This window comes from Kitasatospora sp. NPDC028961, assembly GCF_055564815.1.
In genome coordinates, this window is record NZ_JBVHVO010000024.1 from 15,723 (window position 1) to 35,227 (window position 19,505).

General features: G+C 71.9%; 17 protein-coding genes. 5 read left to right on the top strand and 12 right to left on the bottom strand.

Translation table 11 applies throughout. From position 1 onward, the window contains the following. Positions 1–164 precede the first annotated feature (164 nt). Complete coding sequence (locus ACZ4UX_RS29045; RefSeq protein ID WP_352291673.1) at positions 165–1,640, bottom strand: gamma-aminobutyraldehyde dehydrogenase; 1,476 nt, start codon at positions 1,638–1,640, stop codon at positions 165–167. Positions 1,641–1,909: 269 nt separating this feature from the next. Between ACZ4UX_RS29045 and ACZ4UX_RS29050 the strand changes: the two genes are divergently transcribed. The 4 genes from ACZ4UX_RS29050 to ACZ4UX_RS29065 all read left to right on the top strand — a co-directional run bounded on the left by ACZ4UX_RS29050 (position 1,910) and on the right by ACZ4UX_RS29065 (position 5,951). Further along, the gene (locus ACZ4UX_RS29050) at positions 1,910–2,383 is read left to right on the top strand and encodes an Lrp/AsnC family transcriptional regulator (protein WP_030306695.1); all 474 of its coding nucleotides are present in this window, start codon (positions 1,910–1,912) and stop codon (positions 2,381–2,383) included. After that, on the top strand, positions 2,380–3,774 hold the full coding sequence (locus ACZ4UX_RS29055; protein WP_329489787.1) for an aspartate aminotransferase family protein: 1,395 nt from the start codon (positions 2,380–2,382) through the stop codon (positions 3,772–3,774). Before ACZ4UX_RS29050 ends, ACZ4UX_RS29055 begins: the two co-directional genes overlap by 4 nt. A 212-nt stretch (positions 3,775–3,986) precedes the next feature. Beyond that, positions 3,987–4,772: an ABC transporter ATP-binding protein gene (locus ACZ4UX_RS29060; protein ID WP_380391020.1), complete on the top strand. Its 786-nt coding sequence runs from the start codon at positions 3,987–3,989 to the stop codon at positions 4,770–4,772. A 27-nt stretch (positions 4,773–4,799) separates the two neighbouring features. Continuing rightward, the gene (locus ACZ4UX_RS29065) at positions 4,800–5,951 is read left to right on the top strand and encodes a hypothetical protein (RefSeq protein WP_352291669.1); all 1,152 of its coding nucleotides are present in this window, start codon (positions 4,800–4,802) and stop codon (positions 5,949–5,951) included. A 40-nt stretch (positions 5,952–5,991) separates the two neighbouring features. Here the strand turns inward: ACZ4UX_RS29065 and rlmN are convergent, their stop codons facing one another. From rlmN to rpsB, 6 genes are all read right to left on the bottom strand, one after another. After that, a complete protein-coding gene (rlmN, locus tag ACZ4UX_RS29070; protein WP_329489784.1) occupies positions 5,992–7,092 on the bottom strand; it encodes a dual-specificity RNA methyltransferase RlmN in 1,101 nt (366 codons plus the stop codon). A gap of 112 nt (positions 7,093–7,204) precedes the next feature. Continuing rightward, positions 7,205–8,341 carry a phosphatidate cytidylyltransferase gene (locus tag ACZ4UX_RS29075; protein ID WP_465708830.1) on the bottom strand — a complete coding sequence of 379 codons (1,137 nt, stop codon included), beginning with the start codon at positions 8,339–8,341 and terminating at the stop codon, positions 7,205–7,207. A gap of 200 nt (positions 8,342–8,541) precedes the next feature. Beyond that, positions 8,542–9,099 carry a ribosome recycling factor gene (frr, locus tag ACZ4UX_RS29080; protein WP_465708831.1) on the bottom strand — a complete coding sequence of 186 codons (558 nt, stop codon included), beginning with the start codon at positions 9,097–9,099 and terminating at the stop codon, positions 8,542–8,544. A gap of 127 nt (positions 9,100–9,226) precedes the next feature. Next, positions 9,227–9,991: a UMP kinase gene (gene pyrH, locus ACZ4UX_RS29085; RefSeq protein WP_329489781.1), complete on the bottom strand. Its 765-nt coding sequence runs from the start codon at positions 9,989–9,991 to the stop codon at positions 9,227–9,229. Between the two features lie 262 nt (positions 9,992–10,253). Next, positions 10,254–11,093 carry a translation elongation factor Ts gene (tsf, locus tag ACZ4UX_RS29090; protein ID WP_329489780.1) on the bottom strand — a complete coding sequence of 280 codons (840 nt, stop codon included), beginning with the start codon at positions 11,091–11,093 and terminating at the stop codon, positions 10,254–10,256. A gap of 129 nt (positions 11,094–11,222) precedes the next feature. Then, positions 11,223–12,146, bottom strand: coding sequence for a 30S ribosomal protein S2 (rpsB, locus tag ACZ4UX_RS29095; RefSeq protein WP_329489779.1), 924 nt, complete (start codon positions 12,144–12,146; stop codon positions 11,223–11,225). 722 nt (positions 12,147–12,868) lie between these two features. On the opposite strand from rpsB, the gene ACZ4UX_RS29100 reads away from it, so the two are divergent. Continuing rightward, on the top strand, positions 12,869–13,642 hold the full coding sequence (locus tag ACZ4UX_RS29100; RefSeq protein WP_465708832.1) for a M23 family metallopeptidase: 774 nt from the start codon (positions 12,869–12,871) through the stop codon (positions 13,640–13,642). A gap of 37 nt (positions 13,643–13,679) precedes the next feature. Here the strand turns inward: ACZ4UX_RS29100 and ACZ4UX_RS29105 are convergent, their stop codons facing one another. The 5 genes from ACZ4UX_RS29105 to ACZ4UX_RS29125 form a co-directional block, all read right to left on the bottom strand. Then, on the bottom strand, positions 13,680–14,252 hold the full coding sequence (locus ACZ4UX_RS29105) for a TetR/AcrR family transcriptional regulator (protein WP_352291695.1): 573 nt from the start codon (positions 14,250–14,252) through the stop codon (positions 13,680–13,682). A 194-nt stretch (positions 14,253–14,446) separates the two neighbouring features. Next, positions 14,447–15,337 carry an RNA polymerase sigma factor WhiG gene (gene whiG, locus ACZ4UX_RS29110; RefSeq protein WP_465708861.1) on the bottom strand — a complete coding sequence of 297 codons (891 nt, stop codon included), beginning with the start codon at positions 15,335–15,337 and terminating at the stop codon, positions 14,447–14,449. A gap of 478 nt (positions 15,338–15,815) precedes the next feature. Further along, complete coding sequence (gene dprA / locus ACZ4UX_RS29115; protein ID WP_465708833.1) at positions 15,816–16,985, bottom strand: DNA-processing protein DprA; 1,170 nt, start codon at positions 16,983–16,985, stop codon at positions 15,816–15,818. A 2-nt stretch (positions 16,986–16,987) separates the two neighbouring features. Next, positions 16,988–18,709, bottom strand: a complete 1,722-nt coding sequence (locus ACZ4UX_RS29120; RefSeq protein ID WP_465708834.1) for a YifB family Mg chelatase-like AAA ATPase — start codon at positions 18,707–18,709, stop codon at positions 16,988–16,990. Position 18,710: 1 nt separating this feature from the next. Continuing rightward, complete coding sequence (locus ACZ4UX_RS29125; RefSeq protein WP_359807895.1) at positions 18,711–19,145, bottom strand: YraN family protein; 435 nt, start codon at positions 19,143–19,145, stop codon at positions 18,711–18,713. Between the last annotated feature and the right edge of the window lie 360 nt (positions 19,146–19,505).

Below are 19,505 nucleotides of genomic sequence, written 5' to 3' on the forward strand. Positions count from 1 at the left end.
CAGGATGGCAAGGCGAAGGGCCCGGATCGTTCCCGACCCGGGCCCATCGCCAGACCCTGAACCGCGACTGGATCGCAGTGAACCGACTAGATCGCAGTCATACCCCGCCCGACGGTCACGACCTGCTAGATCGCAGTCATACCCCGCCCCACGGTCACGACCTGCTAGATCGCAGTCATGACGTGCTTCACCCGGGTGTAGTCCTCGAACCCGTAGGAGGAGAGGTCCTTGCCGTAGCCCGACTTCTTGAAGCCGCCGTGCGGCATCTCCGCGACCAGCGGGATGTGGGTGTTGATCCAGACGCAGCCGAAGTCCAGGCGGCGAGACATCCGCATGGCGCGGGCGTGGTCCTTGGTCCAGACCGAGGAGGCCAGCGCGTACTCGACGCCGTTGGCGTAGCCGACCGCCTGGTCCTCGTCGGAGAACTTCTGCACGGTGATGACCGGGCCGAAGACCTCGTTCTGGATGATCTCGTCGTCCTGGTTCAGCCCGGAGACGACGGTCGGGGCGTAGAAGTAGCCCTTGTCGCCGACCCGGTGGCCGCCGGCCTCGACCTTGGCGTGCGTCGGCAGGCGGTCGATGAAGCCGGTGACCTGCTTCAGCTGGTTGGCGTTGTTCAGCGGGCCGTACAGCACGTCCTCGTCGTCCACGCCACCGGTCTTGGTCTCGGCCGCGGCCTTGGCCAGCGCCTCGACGAAGGCGTCGTGGATCGACTCGTGCACCAGCACGCGGGTGGCGGCCGTACAGTCCTGGCCGGCGTTGAAGAAGCCGGCGACCGAGATGCCCTCGACGGCCTCGGCGATGTCCGCGTCCTCGAAGACCACGACCGGGGCCTTGCCGCCCAGCTCGAGGTGGACGCGCTTGACGTCCTTGGCCGCCGACTCGGCGACCGAGATGCCGGCGCGCACCGAGCCGGTGATGGAGGCCATCGCCGGGGTGGGGTGCTCGACCATGGCCTGGCCGGTCTCGCGGTCGCCGCAGATCACGTTGAAGACGCCGGCCGGCAGCTCCATGTCCTTGAGGATGCCGCCGATGATCTCGGCCAGCAGCACGGTGGAGGCCGGGGTGGTGTCCGACGGCTTCAGCACCACGGTGTTGCCCGCGGCGATGGCCGGGGCGAACTTCCAGACGGCCATCATCATCGGGTAGTTCCACGGCGCGACCTGGGCGCAGACGCCGACCGGCTCGCGGCGGACGATCGAGGTCATCCCGTCCATGTACTCGCCCGCGGCCTTGCCCTCCAGCAGGCGGGCGGCGCCGGCGAAGAAGCGGATCTGGTCCACCATCGGGCCGATCTCCTCGGAGAGGGTCAGCGCGCGGGGCTTGCCGGTGTTGCGGACCTCGGCGTCCACGATCTCGTCGGCACGGGACTCGACCGCGTCGGCGATCTTGAGGAGCAGCTTCTGGCGGGTGCTCGGGGTGGCGTCGCGCCAGACCGGGAAAGCGGCGTCGGCGGAGGCCATCGCGGCGTCGACATCGGCGGCGCCGGACAGCGGGGACGTCGCGTAGACCTCGCCGGTGGTGGGGTCCACGATGTCGAGCGTGCGGCCGTCCGCCGCATCGACGAACTCACCGTTGATGTAGTTGCGCAGCGTGCGAAGGTCGCTCACGGGTCTCTCCTCGGTCTGGGCCTGCGGCATTGCAGATTCCGGCGCCATGGTACGTCGGCGGATCCGCCGGGCGAAGGGCGCCGAGTGGCCGCGCCGGGCGCGGCGCGGTCCACTGTTCGGGGGAACGCGCGCTGCGCTGCGAAGCCGCGCGCGTACCGGACCAGGGTAGCCGTACGACAGCCGGTATCGACAGGACAACTTCGACACGGCAATGAAATCCGTACATGATTTCCAAGATCACGACGAAATCAGCAGCTGCCGCGCTTGCGAACAGAGGGCCGATCAGGCACAGTGGCGGCGTGGCCAACCGCGACCGGAACGCCAGCGTTCCCCTCGACGCCGCCTCCAAGGCGATCATCGAGCAGCTCCAGGAGGACGGGCGCCGCCCGTACGCCGCCATCGGCAAGGCCGTCGGCCTGTCCGAGGCAGCCGTACGGCAACGCGTCCAGAAGCTGCTCGACCAAGGCGTGATGCAGATCGTCGCCGTCACGGACCCGCTCACCGTCGGCTTCACCCGCCAGGCGATGGTCGGGATCCGGGTCGAGGGCGACATCGAGCCCGTCGCCGACGCGTTGGCCGCCCTCGACGAGGTCGACTACGTCGTCTGCACCGCAGGCTCGTTCGATCTCCTGGCCGAGCTGGTCTGCGAGGACGACGAGCACCTGCTCGAAATGATCAACAAGCGCATCCGCGCGCTTCCCGGCGTGCGGAGCACCGAGAGCTTCGTTTACCTGAAGCTCCGGAAACAGACCTACACCTGGGGCACCCGATGACAGCCGACCCGGCGCAGAAGGACCTTTCCAAGACCGCCTACGACCACCTGTGGATGCACTTCACCCGCATGTCGTCGTACGAGAACTCCCCCGTGCCGACGATCGCCAGGGGCGAGGGCACCTACATCTGGGACGACAAGGGCCGGAAGTACATCGACGGCCTCTCCGGCCTGTTCGTGGTGCAGGCCGGCCACGGCCGCGTCGAGCTCGCCGAGGCCGCTGCCAAGCAGGCCAAGGAGCTCGCCTTCTTCCCGGTGTGGAGCTACGCCCACCCGAAGGCCGTCGAGCTGGCCGAGCGCCTGGCCAACTACGCCCCGGGCGACCTGAACAAGGTGTTCTTCTCCACCGGTGGCGGCGAGGCCGTCGAGACCGCGTGGAAGCTGGCCAAGCAGTACTTCAAGCTGACCGGCAAGCCCACCAAGTACAAGGTCATCTCGCGTGCGGTCGCCTACCACGGCACCCCGCAGGGCGCCCTGTCGATCACCGGCCTGCCGGGCCTGAAGGCCCCGTTCGAGCCGCTGGTGCCGGGCACCCACAAGGCCCCGAACACCAACATCTACCGTGCCCCGGCCTTCCTCGAAGGCCCGGACGGCACCGTCGACCCCGAGGCCTACGGCCGCTGGTGCGCCGACGAGATCGAGGTGGCGATCCTCAACGAGGGCGCCGAGACCGTCGCCGCCGTCTTCGTCGAGCCGGTGCAGAACGCCGGTGGCTGCTTCCCGCCGCCGCCCGGGTACTTCCAGCGCCTGCGCGAGATCTGCGACCGCCACGACGTGCTGCTGGTCTCGGACGAGGTCATCTGCGCCTTCGGCCGCCTGGGCACCATGTTCGGCGCCGACAAGTTCGGCTACCAGCCCGACATGATCACCTGCGCCAAGGGCATGACCTCGGGCTACTCCCCGATCGGCGCCACGATCATCTCGGACCGCCTGGCCGAGCCGTTCTACAAGGGTGACAACACCTTCCTGCACGGCTACACCTTCGGTGGCCACCCGGTCTCCTCCGCGGTGGCGCTCGCCAACCTCGACATCTTCGAGCGCGAGGGCCTGAACCAGCACGTGCTGGACAACGAGGCGAACTTCCTCGGCACCCTGAACAAGCTGCGCGACCTGCCGATCGTGGGCGACGTCCGCGGCAACGGGTACTTCTACGGCATCGAGCTCGTGAAGGACAAGGTCACCAAGGAGTCGTTCAACGACGACGAGGTGGAGCGCGTGCTCTACGGCTTCCTGTCGAAGGCGCTCTTCGACAACGGCCTGTACTGCCGCGCCGACGACCGTGGCGACCCGGTCGTCCAGCTGGCCCCGCCGCTGATCTCCGACCAGTCGACCTTCGACGAGATCGAGCAGATCCTGCGGACCAGCCTCACCGACGCGTGGGCCAAGATCTGACGACCTGATCTTCCTTCCCCACCCTCCGCCGCAGGGCGGTCCCGCTCCCCGCGGGACCGCCCTGCGGCGTTTCCCGGACGATCTCTCGGACCAAACACGCCTGTTTCCGGGTGATTTGCCCCTGATGGGCCAGTGCGCCGCCACCGCACCGGGCCCCGGTCGTTCTAATCTGACGACTGTCATATCCCTGCGGCCACCCAGGATGGAACCTCATGTCAGCGGCCCCGCCTGACAACGACGTGCTGTGGGCCCGGGGGATCGTCAAGTCCCATCACGGCACCCCCGCCCTGCGCGGCATCTCGCTCGGCGTCCGGGACGGCGAGGTGCTGGCGGTCACCGGCCCGCGCGGCTCCGGCAAGAGCACCCTGCTCGGCTGTCTCTCCGCCCTCATCCCGGTCGACGAGGGGGAGGTCTGGTTCAACAGCGCCCCCGTCCACACCCTCGGCCGGGCCGGCCGCGAACGGCTGCGCCGCGACCGCTTCGGCTTCGTCGGCTCCGAACCGCACCTGGTGCCCGAACTGACCGCCCGGGAGAACGTCGCCCTGCCCCTGCTGCTGGCCGGCGCCGGCAACAAGGCCGCGTACACCGCCGCCACCGAGTGGCTGGAGCGGCTCGACATCGGCGACATCGCCCGGCTGCGGCCCGACCGCCTGATCCAGAGCCAGCGCCAGCGGATCGCCGTCGCCCGCGCGCTCGCCCCGCTGCCCCCGGTCGTCTTCGCCGACGACCCGACCGCGCCGCTGCACCGCGAGGCCGCCGACCAGATCCTGCGGATACTGACCAGCGCGGCCCGCTCGCACCAGCTCACCCTCGTCCTGGCCACCCACGACCCCGAGCTCGTCCGGTACGCGGACCGCGCCGTCGCGCTCGTCGACGGACGGCTGGCCGCCCCCGCCGCCCCCGTCCCGCGCGGCACCCCCGGACCGGCCGGAACCGCCGGAACCGCCGCCGCGCCGGGAGCCACCGGAGCGTCCGCCGTGTCGGCCACGCGCCGATGACGCCGCCCCGCCGCTGAAAGAGTCGACGTGTTCTATCTCCGTCTGGCCCGGGGCTACCGGGTGCCCGACCTCGGCCGCTGGCTGCTCACCGCGCTGGCCGGCGCGGTCGTCGCCGCGTTCCTGCTGCGCGCCCTCGGCCGGGCGATGAGCGACCCGGCGGGCGGCGCCGACGCCGTCGCCCGGCTGCTCTGGTGCCTGCCCCCGCTCGCCGCGGTCGCCTGGTTCGCCGCCGTGGCCGCCCGCGCGGTACCGGCCCGGCGCCCCGAACGGATCACCGGCCTCACCGCGGCCGGCGCCGGCTCCGCCCGGATCCGGACCCTGATCGCCGGCGAGATCGCGCTCGCCTGCACCCTCGGCTCCGCGCTGACCCTGCTGCTCTTCCTGGTCCTGCGCAACGACATCGCCGGGCCCTCGCTCGCCCCCGAGGTCGGCATGGGCCTTCCGCTGCCGGCCGCCGCGCCCGTCACGCTGATCGCCCTGGTCCCGCTCACCGCGGGGATCGCGGCGGCCGCCGCGGTGCCGATCGCCGAGACCCTGCCCGGCAGGCGGCAGCCCGTACCGACCGGCTTCGGCCCCCTGCGGATCGCCCTGCCGGTCGGACTGGCCGTGATCGGCCTCGCCCTGGAACTCATCGCGCTGCGTCCCGGCGCCGCCGCCGACGGCCGCCCGATCCACCTGCCGGCCGGGCTCGGCTCCACCAGCACCGCCGCGCTGGGCGGCTGGGCGGCGAGCGCCGTCGGGCTCGCCCTGCTCACCGGCCCGCTGCTGTCGTGGACCGGAACGCTGCTCGCCGTCGGCCGGCCGACCCCGCTGCGGCTGCTCGCCGGACGGGGGCTGACCGCGCAGGCCCGCCGGCTCGGCCCGCCGCTGGCCGTGCTCACCCTGGCGGTCGCGGTGGTGCTCACCACCATCCGCTACTGGATCGGGGTGCCCGGCAGCGCCGACACCCTGCCCGCCGTCGAGGCCTGTCTGGTGCTGGGCTGCGCGGTGGCCGCCGTGGTGTCCCGGCTGGCCGAGCTCCGCACCGCCCGCCGGGACGTCGCCGACGCCTTGCTGCGGATCGGCACTCCGCCCCGGTTGCTGTTCGGCGCGGTGGCCCTGCGGACCCTCGCGGTCGGCACCGTGCTGCTGGTCACCGGCGGGCTGACCGCCGCGCTGGCGGCCGCCGGTCTGCGCTGAACCGGCGCCCGCACCGGGCCGGCGGGGCCGGTCCGGTGTCTCAGCCCGCCGCGGCGAGCTGGCCGCAGGCGCCGTCGATCTCCTGGCCGCGGGTGTCACGGACGGTGGTGGGCACGCCGTGCGCCTGCAGCCGGCGGACGAACTCGCGCTCGTCCTCGGGCCGGGAGGCCGTCCACTTGGAACCCGGCGTCGGGTTCAGCGGGATCAGGTTGACGTGCACCCGGTGGTTCTTGATCAGCCGGCCGAGCAGGTCCGCCCGCCACGCCTGGTCGTTGATGTCCTTGATCAGCGCGTACTCGATGGAGATCCGGCGACCGGACTTCTCCGCGTAGTTCCACGCCGCGTCCAGCACCTCGGCGACCTTCCACCGGGTGTTGACCGGCACCAGCTCGTCACGCAGCTCGTCGTCCGGGGCGTGCAGCGACAGCGCGAGGCGGCAGGAGAGGCCCTCGTCCGCGAGGCGGTTCATCGCCGGCACCAGGCCCACGGTGGAGACGGTGATGCCGCGCTGGGAGAGGCCGAAACCGTCCGGCGCCGGGTCGGTGAGCCGGCGGATCGAGGCCAGCACGCGGTTGTAGTTCGCCAGCGGCTCGCCCATGCCCATGAAGACCACGTTGGAGAGGCGGGCCTCACCGCCCGGGATCTCGCCCTCCTTGAGCGCGCGCATCCCGGCCGCGATCTGCTCGACGATCTCGGCGGTGGAGAGGTTGCGCGTCAGCCCGGCCTGGCCGGTCGCGCAGAACGGGCAGTTCATGCCGCAGCCCGCCTGCGAGCTGATGCACATGGTGACCCGGTCCGGGTAGCGCATCAGCACCGACTCGACGAGCGTGCCGTCGAACAGCTTCCAGAGCGTCTTGCGGGTGTTGTCGTCGTCGCACGACACGTGCCGGACCACCGACATCAGCTCGGGCAGCAGGCTCTCGGTGAGCTTCTCCCGACTGGCGGCGGGGATGTCCGTCCAGCTCGCCGGGTCGTTCGACATCCGGCCGAAGTAGTGGTTCGAGAGCTGCTTGGCGCGGAACGGCTGCTCGCCCAGCTCGGCGACGGCCTCCTTGCGCTCGACGGGGCTCAGGTCGGCGAGGTGTCGCGGGGGCTTGGCGCCACGCGGCGCGACAAAGGTGAGTTCTCCGGGCTTAGGCATGGTTCATCCAGTGTCGCAGACGTTCGGACCTCGCCAGACGGCCGAGGGGCTCCGGACGCCAGGCGTCCGGAGCCCCTCGACGGCTCCCACCGTTCGGACCCGCCCGGCCGGCTCAGCTGCCGACGAAGGCCGCCAGCAGCAGCCACACCACCGGGGCGGTCGGCAGGAGCGAGTCCAGCCGGTCCATGATGCCGCCGTGGCCGGGCAGCAGCGTGCCCATGTCCTTGATGCCGAGGTCACGCTTGATCATCGACTCGCCCAGGTCCCCCAGGGTCGCCACGACCGCCGCGCAGCCGCCCAGGATCAGGCCCTGCCACCAGCTGCCGCCGTCGATGATCAGCTCCATCAGCAGCGCGCCCGCCAGCATCGACAGGCCGATGCCGCCGGCCAGGCCCTCACGGGTCTTGCCCGGGCTGATCGTCGGGGCGAGCTTGTTCTTGCCGAACTTGTAGCCCACCGCGTAGGCGCCGGTGTCGCTGCAGACGGTGACGATCAGGAACAGCACGATCCGCTGCGGGCCGTCGTCCGCCGCCAGCATCATCGCCACGAAGGTGGCCAGGAACGGCACGTAGAACGCGGTGAAGATGCCCGCCGTTATGTCCCGCAGGTAGTTCTCCGGCGGTTCGGCCATCCGCCAGACCATCACCGCCAGGCCGGTCAGCGCCAGCGAGGCCGCCGCCCACTGGACGCCGGCCCAGTACCCGGTGGCGATCATCGCGATGCCGCCCGCGACCAGCGGGACCAGCGGCGCCTTGATCTGCTTGCGCTCGGCCAGCCGGCTGGTCAGCTCCCAGATCCCGACCGACACGGCCGCGATCACCACGAACAGGAACAGCGCCTTCACCACGAACAGCGAGGCGATGATCACCGCGCCGAGGCCGACGCCCACGCCTATCGCGGCCTGGAGGTTGCGACCGCCGCGCTGCTTGCGGGGCTGCGGCTGCGGAGCGGGCTGGGCCACGGGTGTCTCCTGCCCTGGGTGGGACAACGGCACAGGGTGGGGCTGCCCGGCCGCCGGGTGGCTCTGCGGCGGCGCGGAGTACGCCGGGACGCCCGGGTACGGCGGGCCGCCGCGGCCGGGAGCCGGGGCGGTCTCGTCGGTGATCGCGCGCAGCACGACCGTCTCCGCCGCGCCCGGCACCGCCGTCCGGGGCTGCTCGTCCCGGAACAGCGGTCCGCTCAGCCGACCGGCCTCCCGGGTCGGCCCCTCGGCGGGGTCGGGCCCTGGGTCGGCCGGTACGGGGGGCATGACCTGAGTCTCCTCCGCGTCACCGCCCCAGTACACCGGAGGCTGCTGCGAGTGACCCGTTCGGTGGCCGGGGTCACCCGCAGCGCCCGGTGCGGCCGGCTGCGGCGCGTGCGCCGGCCGGTACGGGGGGTGCGGCTGGTACTGCTGGTGCTGCTGATCGGATGGGCCCCAGTAGCCAGGGGCGTCAGGGGCGTCGTTCATCAGACTTCGAGCAGCTCGGCTTCCTTGTGCTTCAGCAGCTCGTCGACGGCGGCCACGTACTTGGCCGTGGTGTCGTCGAGCTCCTTCTCGGCGCGACGGCCGTCGTCCTCGCCGATCTCGCCGTCCTTGACCAGCTTGTCGATGCTGTCCTTGGCCTTGCGGCGCACGGAACGGATCGAGACCTTCGCGTCCTCGCCCTTGCCGCGGGCGACCTTGATGTAGTCGCGGCGACGCTCCTCGGTGAGCTCGGGGAGCACCACCCGGATGATGGACCCGTCGTTGGACGGGTTGACGCCGAGGTCGGAGTCGCGGATCGCCTGCTCGATGGCCTTCAGCGCGGTCTTGTCGAACGGCGAGACGATGGCCATCCGCGGCTCCGGCACGGAGAACGAGGCCAGCTGGTTGATCGGCGTCACGGCGCCGTAGTACTCGGCCACGATCTTGGCGAACATCGCCGGGTGCGCACGGCCGGTCCGGATGGCGGCGAAGTCGTTCTTGGCGACCTCGACGGCCTTCTCCATCTTCTCCTCGGCCTCGAGGAGGGTCTCTTCGATCACTGTGTACTCCCTGTCCGGTTCATCTGCTGTTGTCCCGACCGGTGTCGGTGTCGATGCCGGTCGCGGTGTGGCGGCCGCCGATCGCGGTGCCGGCGTAGCGACGCCGTCCCGTACGGCTGATTGCTGCTCAGGCCCGGACAGAATCCTGGCTGATGAGTGTGCCGATCTTCTCACTCTTCACCGCACGCGCGATATTGCCCTCCGCCAGCAGCTCGAAGACGAGCATCGGGAGGTTGTTGTCCTTGCACAGCGTGATCGCGGTGAGGTCGGCGACCTTGAGGTCGCGCGCGATGACCTCGGAGTACTCCAGCGCGTCGAATTTGACGGCGTCCGGGTTGGTCCGGGGGTCGGAGTCGTAGACGCCGTCCACGCCGTTCTTGCCCATCAGCAGCACGTCCGCGTGGATCTCCAGCGCACGCTGGACGGCCGTGGTGTCGGTGGAGAAGTAGGGCATGCCCATACCGGCGCCGAAGATCACCACGCGGCCCTTCTCCAGGTGCCGGACGGCGCGCAGCGGCAGGTACGGCTCGGCGACCTGGCCCATGGTGATCGCGGTCTGGACCCGGGTCTCGATGCCCTCCTTGACCAGGAAGTCCTGCAGCGCCAGGCAGTTCATCACGGTGCCGAGCATGCCCATGTAGTCGGAGCGGGCCCGGTCCATGCCGCGCACCTGGAGTTCGGCGCCGCGGAAGAAGTTGCCACCACCGATGACCACCGCGACCTCGGTACCGGCGCGGACGACCGTGGCGATCTCACGGGCGATCGCGTGCACGACGTCCGGGTCGACGCCGAGCCCGCCGCCACCGGCGAAAGCCTCACCGGACAGCTTCAGCAGCACCCGGCGGGGCGAGCCGGCCTGGGGGTCCTGCGCGGTCTCCTGCGTCTCCTGCATGGACTTCTCCTTCTACACCTACTGGTTCACAGGCGCGGGTGTGCGGATCCCCGACCTGCGCGTACACGCGAGGAGGCCACTGCCGCGGGAACCGGTACGGTGTCCTGCACGGCAATGGCCTCCTCGTCGTTCATGGTGCCGACGCGGCCCGCCCATAGACGGATGACGCTGGGTGAGCCCGTTCGGCGCGTCCCTCCCGCCCTGGTCAGCGGGCGGGGGCGGTTCCCAGCCTAAACGTGCCGGGAGTCCGGTGGAACGTGGCTCAGGCGCCGACGCGGAAGCGGGCGAAGCGCTTGAGGGCGACGCCGTTCTCCTCGAGGACCTTGGCGACGGTCTTCTTGTTGTCCTTCGCGAAGGCCTGCTCCAGGACGGAGAACTCCTTCACGAAGCCGGTGACGCGACCCTCGACGATCTTCGGCAGGGCAGCCTCGGGCTTGCCCTCCTCGCGCGCGGTGGCCTCGGCGACGCGACGCTCGTTCTCGATGTCCTCGGCCGGGATGTCCTCGCGGGAGAGGTACTTCGGCGCGAAGGCGGCGATGTGCTGCGCGACGTCCTTGGCGACCTCGGCGTTCTCCTTGTCCAGCTCGACCAGGACGCCGACGGCCGGCGGGAGGTCGGGGCTGGTCTTGTGGAGGTAGACCGCGACGAAGCCGTCACCCGCGAACTGGGCGAAGCGACGGAAGACGATCTTCTCGCCCAGGGTGGCGTTGGCCTCGTCCACGAACTGCTGGACGGTCTTGCCGGGCTCGATCTCGGAAGCCAGCGCGGCGTCCAGGTCGGCCGGAGCGGACGCGGCGACGTGGGCGGCGATCGCGTCGGCGACCTGCACGAAGTTGTCACCCTTGGCGACGAAGTCGGTCTCGCAGTTGATCTCGACCAGAACGCCGGACTTCTTGTCCTCGGCGATCAGCGCGGCGACGGCGCCGTTGGAGGCGTCACGGCCCTCGCGCTTGGCGACGCCCTTCTGGCCCTTGATGCGCAGCAGCTCGACGGCCTTGTCGACGTTGCCCTCGGCCTCGTCCAGAGCCTTCTTGCAGTCCATCATGCCGGCGCCGGTGAGCTCACGGAGCTTCTTGACGTCCGCGGCGGTGAAGTTCGCCATGGTGTGAATCTCTTCTCGCGTCTCGCGTGTCTGCGTGGGGTTGTGCCGGGACCACTGGTCCGGTCCCGGCACGGGAGAGAGGGGCACTTACCGGTGTCGTACCGGCGAGTGCCCCTCACCCTTGGTACGTCAGGCCTGCTCGGCCGGAGCCTCGTCGGCGGCCGCGGCCTCGGCGACGGGGGCCTCGGCGGCGGGGGCCTCGACCTCGGCAGCAGCCTCGGCGGCGGGGGCCTCGGTGGCGGCGTCGGCGTCGGCGGCCGGAGCCTCCTCAGCCTTCTTCTCGCCCTCGATGAGGTCCTTCTCCCAGTCGGCCAGCGGCTGGTCGGCGCCCGGCTCGGCCTTCGCGTCGCCCTTGGCGACACCCGCGCGGGACTTGAGGCCCTCGGCGACGGCGTCGGCGATCACACGGGTCAGCAGGGTGACGGAGCGGATCGCGTCGTCGTTGCCCGGGATCTTGTAGTCGACCTCGTCGGGGTCACAGTTGGTGTCGAGGATCGCGACGACCGGGATGTTGAGCTTCCGGGCCTCGCCGACAGCGATGTGCTCCTTCTTGGTGTCCACGATCCAGACGGCGCTGGGAACGCGCTGCATGTCGCGGATACCGCCGAGGGTCTTCTCGAGCTTGGTGTGCTCGCGCTCCAGAACCAGGAGCTCCTTCTTGGTGAGGCCGGAGCCGGCCACGTCCGTGAAGTCGATCTCGCCGAGCTCCTTCATCCGCTGAAGGCGCTTGTAGACGGTCTGGAAGTTGGTCAGCATGCCGCCGAGCCAGCGCTGGTTCACGTAGGGCATGCCCACGCGGGTGGCCTGCTCGGCGATGGCCTCCTGGGCCTGCTTCTTCGTGCCGACGAAGAGGACGCTGCCGCCGTGGGCAACGGTCTCCTTGATGAACTCGAAGGCGCGGTCGATGTAGTTCAGCGACTGCAGGAGGTCGATGATGTAGATGCCGTTGCGCTCCGTGATGATGAAGCGCTTCATCTTCGGGTTCCAGCGGCGGGTCTGGTGACCGAAGTGGACGCCGCTCTCCAGCAGCTCCCGCATCGTGACGACGGCCATAGCCGTACTCCTAAGGTGTTGCGCCCGGCTCCGCGCAGTCGACGTGGTGGGTCGCGCGGTGGCGCTCCCCGCTCGGCGTCTGCGTACGGCCGGGTCAGGCTCGGTTTTGTCCGTGACAGTCAGGTGACAGCCACGCCTGACGCCCCGAACGTGCCGAGCCGCTTCGGCCCGAGTGGTCCGGAGACCCTTCGGGCTCGGCGGACCGAGCGGCACTCGCACCTGGCGGGGGCGGCGGCTGAGCCGCATCCGTCCACCGGTGGCGGGGCGTGCGAAGTCGACCCGGCGGACCGGGTCGCGTGTGAAGTGTACGGGAAGCGCCGAGCCGCGGGCGACTCCACAGGGACCGGAGGTCGGTGGGGAGGCGGGCGGGGAAGCGGGAGGGAGGGTGGACGGGACCGTGCCGGGACGGCCGGTGGGGCGGTGGACGGGGGCAGGACCGCGGGGGCGGTGGGGCGGCCTGGCCCGGGCTGGGGTAGGGAGGCCGGGGGGGTGGGGGCGAGGGGGTACGTGCAGGGGTGGGTGCGGGGGCGTGCGTGCAGGGGTGGGTGCGGGGGCGTGCGTGCAGGGGTGGGTGCGGGGGCGTGCTCGGAGGAGCTCGCGCCGGGGGTGCACTCGGGGCGCGTCACCCGTGGGAGGGATGGTGGCTGTCCACAGGGGCCGGTTGTCCACAGGAATCGGGGTGGGGCTGGTCGGGCTCGCGCACCCCGGAGAACCTCGGCGGCATGACAACCGCCCTGGAAGCCACCGCTCCGTTCGTTCCGCCCGTCTCCGCCGCCGCGCCGTCCGGGATCACGTCGTCCACCACCGCGTCGTCCGGCGCCCTCGGCGGGGTCGGGGGCTTGTCGTCGCCTCCGCCACTCGGGCCGGGGCCCGGACCCAACCGCCGGCTGCTGCTGCTCGCGCTTGTGACGGTGACGGCCCTGCTGCTGACCGTTCTGCCGGGGCCGGTGGGCCATGCCGCCGAGACGGCGGGGCACGGCTCGCGCGACTCCGTGGATGCCGGTGCCGGTGCCAGTGCCAGTGCCAGCGCCAGTGGCAGTTCTGGGGGCGGTGCCGATTCCGGGGACGGACGGGCGTGGCCGGTGGGCGGTCCGGGTGGGCTGGTCAGGCGCTTCGAGGCACCGGCCACACCATGGGCCGCCGGACACCGGGGCGTCGATCTCGCCGCCACGGGTGGTGCGGACATCCGGGCGGCCGCCCCCGGGGTGGTCTCCTTCTCCGGCCTGGTGGCGGGCCGGCCGGTGGTCACCGTCACCCACCCGGCCTCAGGATCTCCGCCGCTGCGGACCACCTATCTGCCGGTCACCGGGAGCCTCGCCACCGGCACTACCGTCACGGCCGGCGAAGTGATCGGGCAGCTCACCCCCGGTGCTGTTCACTGCGCCGGCCACGACTGCCTGCACTGGGGGCTGCTGCGCGGCGACCGGTACCTCGATCCCCTGGCCCTCTTCGGAGCCGGTGCGGCCCGACTGCTCCCGCTCGGACGGGAGCGCTGAGAGCGGTGCTCGGACGGGAGCGCTGAGACCGGCTCGATCAGCTCCCGCCCAGGCCGTGCAGGGCGAGCGCGACCGCGGCGTCCGCGATCACTTCCTGGCTCGGGGCCGGTCCACCGGTGGGACGCTGCTCGGCCTGCCGAACGGCGGCCTCCACGATTCCCTGGAGCAGCCCGGCAGCCAGCCGCGGCTGCTCGTGACCGAGGTCCTGGAGGGCCTGGACCACCAGGCCGACGAGCTTGCCGTGGGCCGCCCGGATCCGCTCGCGCGCCGCTTCGTCCAGCTCCAGCGCCGAGATCGCCGCCACCGCCCGGTGCCGAGGGTCCCCGGCCAGCGCGAGCTGACCTCGGACGTAGGCCTCGATCCGGGCCGCCGCGGTGTCGCAGCTCTCCATCCCGGCCTCGATCTCGGCCGCCCAGAGCGGGAAGTCGACCTCGCAGAGCAGCTCGACCACGGCGGCGCGGGAACGGAAGTACTCGTAGACCGAGGAGCGCGCCAGACCGGTGCGCGCCGCGAGCGCGGGGAAGGTCAGGGCATCCATTCCCCCCTCGGTGAGCAGGCTGCGGGCAGCATCGAGGAGGGCTGCCCGCTGCAGCTGTCGGTGCTCGGCCAAAGTGGCCGCTCGGATCTTCGGCACTGTCCCACTGTACGGAGCCCTACACCCCGCCGATACGGCGCCGCGCATGACGGGGTGCGTGGAGGGGATCCGGCAGCAGGCCGGAAGCACCCCGCAGGCGGCCCGCAACGGGTCGGAGCTGCTGAACGATCGGGCGCCGGAGGGGCCGCTACCGGATGGCGGAGGGGCCGCTACCGGATGTCCGACAGCTTGGCTCGCAACTGCAGCACCGACTTGGTGTGGATCTGGCTGACCCGGCTCTCCGTCACCCCCAGCACCTGGCCGATCTCCGCGAGGGTGAGGCCCTCGTAGTAGTAGAGCGTCACGACGGTCTTCTCACGCTCGGGCAGGGTGTTGATCGCCTGTGCCAGCAGTCTGCGCAGCTCCCGGTCCTCGGCCACCTCCACGGGGTTGTCCGCGCCGCGGTCCTCCAGGGTGTCGCCCAGGCTCGGCCGGTCCCCGCCCTCGCCCACCGGGTGGAGCAGTTCGTCCAGCGCCACCACGTTGGCGAGGGAGAGCTGGCTGAAGATGGCGTGCAGGTCCTCGATCGCGATGCCCATCTCGGCCGCGACCTCGGGCTCGTGCGGTGTGCGGCGCAGCCGGGCCTCCAGGGTCGCGTACGTCCGTTCGACCGCCTTCGCCTTCTGCCGCACCGAACGCGGGATCCAGTCCAGGGCCCGGAGCTCGTCGATGATCGCGCCGCGGATCCGGCTGATCGCGTAGGTCTCGAACTTGATGGCCCGATCGATGTCGAACTTCTCGATCGCGTCGATCAGCCCGAAGACACCCGAGGAGACGAAGTCCGCCTGCTCGACGTTGGAGGGCAGACCGACCCCGACCCGGCCCGCCACGTATTTGACGAGCGGTGAGTAGTGCAGGATCAGCTGCTCCCGCAATCGCTGGTCGCCCGTCTCCTTGTAGGAGCGCCAGAGCGCTTCCAGCGCCGTGCGGTCGGAGCCGACGCCCGACTCCCGCCGTGGTGCCGGCGTCCCGACGGGAGCGGGCACCTCCGCGGGTGTGGACGTCTCCGCGAGTACGGGCGCGGCGTCCTGGCCCTGGGCCGGGCCGGGGACGGCGGCCACGTCGGGGGCGGTAGCCACTTCGGACGTACCGGCCGCTTCGGAAGCGTCCGGCGGACCGGGCTCGTCCGGCCGACCGGCGTACGCGCCGGTGTGCGCCGGTCGGCCACCCTGCCGGGCAAGGGCCCCCATCGCACCCGTCGCCTTGGGCGGGAACTCGGTCACGGGGCGCCGCTCGGTCCGCGGCCCTCCCGAGGACCGGGCGCCACCGGTCACTCTGTGTCCGGGAATGTGTGTGGGCATGCGTTGGTCTGCGCCGTTCTGCCGAGTCATGTGCTGATAGGGAAGGCATGGCGAGCGTAGCGTGACCGACTCACTGCAATGTGCTACCGCCACTCGGTCGTCCCCCGATCCGGTGGCGTTCGTGTCGCCGGTGCCCGGCGGCGGGGGTGAACGCCTCGACCGGCGATTCACCGCCCCACCTCCCGCCGACGGCGGCGCACCCGGCCGCCTCCCGATTCGTCCTGATCCGCCCGATCGGTCACCGGCCACGCACCAGTCGCCAGTGGGCACCGTGCCGTTCCACGAAGCCGAGTGACCCCAACTCGTAGAGCCGGTGCAGCACTTCGTCCGGCGGGAGACCCGACTGCCGGGCCAGGCGTTCCACCGGCGCACCCTCCGCCGTCGCCGGCACCGCCTCCAGGACCCTCGCCACGACCGGCTCCAGGAGGTCCCTCGGCAGCACCGGCCCGCCGCGCTGGGGCGCGAGGTCGTCACCGATCGCGCCGATCAGCTCGGCCACCTCCGCCGCGTCGGTGACCAGCGTGGCGCCGCCGCGAATCAGGGCGTGCACTCCGGCCGAGAGCTCCGACGTCACCGGACCGGCGACACCCATCGTGTGCCGGTTGAGGTCCCGGGCGCGTCTGGCCGTACTCAGCGCCCCGCTGCGCAACGCCGCCTCGACCACCACCGTTCCTCGGGTGAGGGCCGCGATCACGCGATTGCGCAGCACGAACCGGAACCGGTTCGGGTGCTCCCCCGGTGGAAGCTCGCTCAGCAGCAGTCCCTGGGAGGCGATCCGTCGGATCAACTGGGCGTTGCCCCTCGGGTAGGCCACATCGACCCCGCAGGCGAGGACTCCGATACTCATCCCCCCGACGGCCAGCGCGCCCCGGTGGGCGGCCGCGTCGATCCCGTACGCCGCGCCGGAGGCCACCACCCACCCGCGTTCGGCCAGTTGCGCCGACAGCTCCCCCGCGACGTGCGCTCCGTAGGCCGTGCAGGCCCGCGCGCCGACGACCGCGACCGAGCGGAGGGCGAGCAGTCGCAGGGAACCCGTCCCGGACACCCAGAGCCCGAGCGGTCTGCCGGCTCCCAGGTCGTCGAGTTGGCTCGGCCATTCCGTGTCGCCCGGAATGATGAAGCGTCCACCGGCCGTACGCACTCGCTCCAGGTCCGCGACGGGGTCGACGTCGACCAGCCTGGCCCGGTAGGCGGCGAGCCGCTCCGCGTCCAGGCCCGGATGGTCGGGGACGGTGCCGTCCCGGATCGCCCGGACGACGTCGGCGGCGTCGAGCTGGGTGAGCCACCGGCCCAGGACGGCGTCGCCCGGTTCGCTGAGCCTGCTCAGCGCTGCCCTGGCGAGACGCTCGGGCTCGGCGTCCCGCCCCGCTTCGGAGGGGTGCTGAGGGTGGTTCATCGTCTGGTTCATGCTCAGGTCTCCTTGTCGCTCGGCCGCTGATCGGGTGTCGCGGCAGGTGGACCGGCACGGAGCAGCCGGTCGCCCTTCGGCCCGGCCGGCGGCAGCGGCTCGCCGCCGAGCCGGCCGAAGGAGCGCTCGGTCAACGGCAGCCCCTGCTCCACACCGGTGCGGAGCACCAGGGCCGTCCGTACGTCCCGCTGGTCCGGCCGCTCCCGCCCGGCGAGATCGGCGACCGTCCAGGCGACCCTGAGCACCCGGTCCAGGCCGCGGGCGGTCAGCAGACCGCGCTCCAGCTGTCGCGCGGCATCGTTCAGCGCGTTGGGGCCGAGCTGCCATCGGGTCCGCAGCTCATGGCCGGGCACTTCGGCATTGGTCCGCCACGGTGTGTGCGCCAGCCGTGCCGCCGCGCGCTCCCGCGCGGCAAGCACCCGGGCCGCCACGGTCGCGGTGCTCTCCGCCGTGGTGTCCCGCTCCATCAGCTCGACCCTGGTCACCGGAGCGACCTGGACCTGGAGGTCCACCCGGTCGAGCAGCGGTCCGGACAGCCGCCCCTGGTACCGGCTGACCATCGCCGGAGTGCATTCGCACCCTTCGCCCCGCCGCGAGTACCGCCCGCAGGGGCAGGGATTCGCGGCCAGGCAGAGCAGGAACCTGGCCGGCAGCCTGAGCGATCCGGCCGATCGGGCGATCACCACCTCCCCCGATTCGAGCGGCTGGCGCAGCGCGTCGAGCACCCTGACCGGGAACTCCGGCGCCTCGTCCAGGAACAGCACACCCCGGTGGGCCAGCGAGACCGCACCCGGTCGGGGCAGGCCGCTGCCGCCGCCGACGATGGCCGGCATGGTGGTGGAGTGGTGCGGTGCGCAGTACGGCGCGCAGTCGATCAGTGGCCGACCGGCCGGGAGCAGTCCGGCCACCGAGTGCACGGCGGTGACCTCCAGGGCCTCCTTCTGGGTGAGTGGCGGCAGCAGCGCCGGGAGCCGCTCCGCCAACATGGTCTTGCCCGCGCCCGGGGGACCCTTCAAGTACAGGTGGTGACCACCGGCGGCGGCGATCTCCAGCGCGCGTCGGGCCTCGTACTGGCCGGCGACGTCCGCCAGGTCCAGCCGGGCGGCCCGGTCGTCGGGCAGTCCGCGCACCCCTGCGGTGGGGAGCATCAACCCGGCCATCAGGGGATCCGGGCGGCCGCTGATCCGGTCGGGCGGCTCCTCCGGCTCGGGTGCGCCGGTCAGGACGGCGACGAGCTGCCGCAGGCTGCGCACGCCGATGACGGTCACGCCCGGGACCAGGGAGGCCTCGGCGGCAGTCTGTTCGGCCACCACGACCCGCTGGTAGCCGGCGTCGGCGGCGGCGAGCACGGACGGCAGGATGCCGCGTACCGGGCGCACCCGCCCGTCGAGCCCCAGCTCGCCGATGATCAGCAGTTCGGCGATGGAGGACGGATCCAACCGCTCGGCGGCGGCGAGGACGGCGCAGGCCACCGCGAGGTCGAAGCCGCTGCCACTCTTCGGTACCGAGGCGGGGCTGAGTCCGACGGTGAGCTTTCGCTGCGGCCAGACCTCGCCGCTGTTCACCAGGGCCGCGCGCACCCGGTCGCGGGCCTCGGAGAGGGCTTTGTCGGGCAGACCGACCAGGGTGAAGGCGGCGACTCCGGGCTCCAGATCGGCCTGGACCTCGACGATCACACCGTCGACGCCGACCAGCGCGACGGAACAGGTACGGGCGAAGGCCATCTCAGACCACCCCCCTCAGGTGGTCCACCGAGGCGGCGCCCCGGGCCCGGTTGATGACGGCCACGAGGTCGATCCGGACGCCGCCGGGCGGCACGGGCGGCCACTGCGGGTCCGCCGGCGCGGGGCTGTACCCGGGGCCGGCCAGCCTGGCGAAGTGGCCGGGCCAGCGCTCCGCCACCCAGCGCTCCGCCAATCGCTGGAGGCGGGCGGCCTTGGCTCGGTCGATGGCCTCGCTCGGCTGCTGGAATCCCCGCTCGGAGCGGGTCTTCACCTCACAGACGGCCAGGGTGTCGCCGTCGAGGGCGACGATGTCCAGCTCGCCCTCGACGCAGCGCCAGTTGCGGTCCAGGATCCTGAGGCCGCTCTCGGCGAGCCGCCGAGCGGCGACCCGCTCCCCATAGCGGCCCAGCCCGTTGTTCGTGCCGCGCCCCGACAGGGCCTTCCCCGGACCGCCCCGCTCAGGACCGGCCTGCTCGGGAACGGCTCGCTCAGGACCGGCCTGCTCCGGGTCGGCCTGCTCCGTGCGCGGCGGAGCCGGCCCGTTTCCGAGCCCGGACAGCTCCGCCTGGTGCTCCTCCGGTGCCCTCGCCGCCCTGCGCCGGGCCTGCCCACTCGGTCGGGCCTTGGGCGTCTCACTCTGCTTACGCGTGGTGCGCTTGGTGTCCTGCACGGTGACCACCTCCGACGCGGAGGTTTCCGTGCGACCCGGGGCACGGCCAGAGGGTTGCTATTTCCTGTGGATAACCCGGGCCTGTGGATAACTTCTGTCACTCGCAGGGGTGAGAATCCCGGGAAA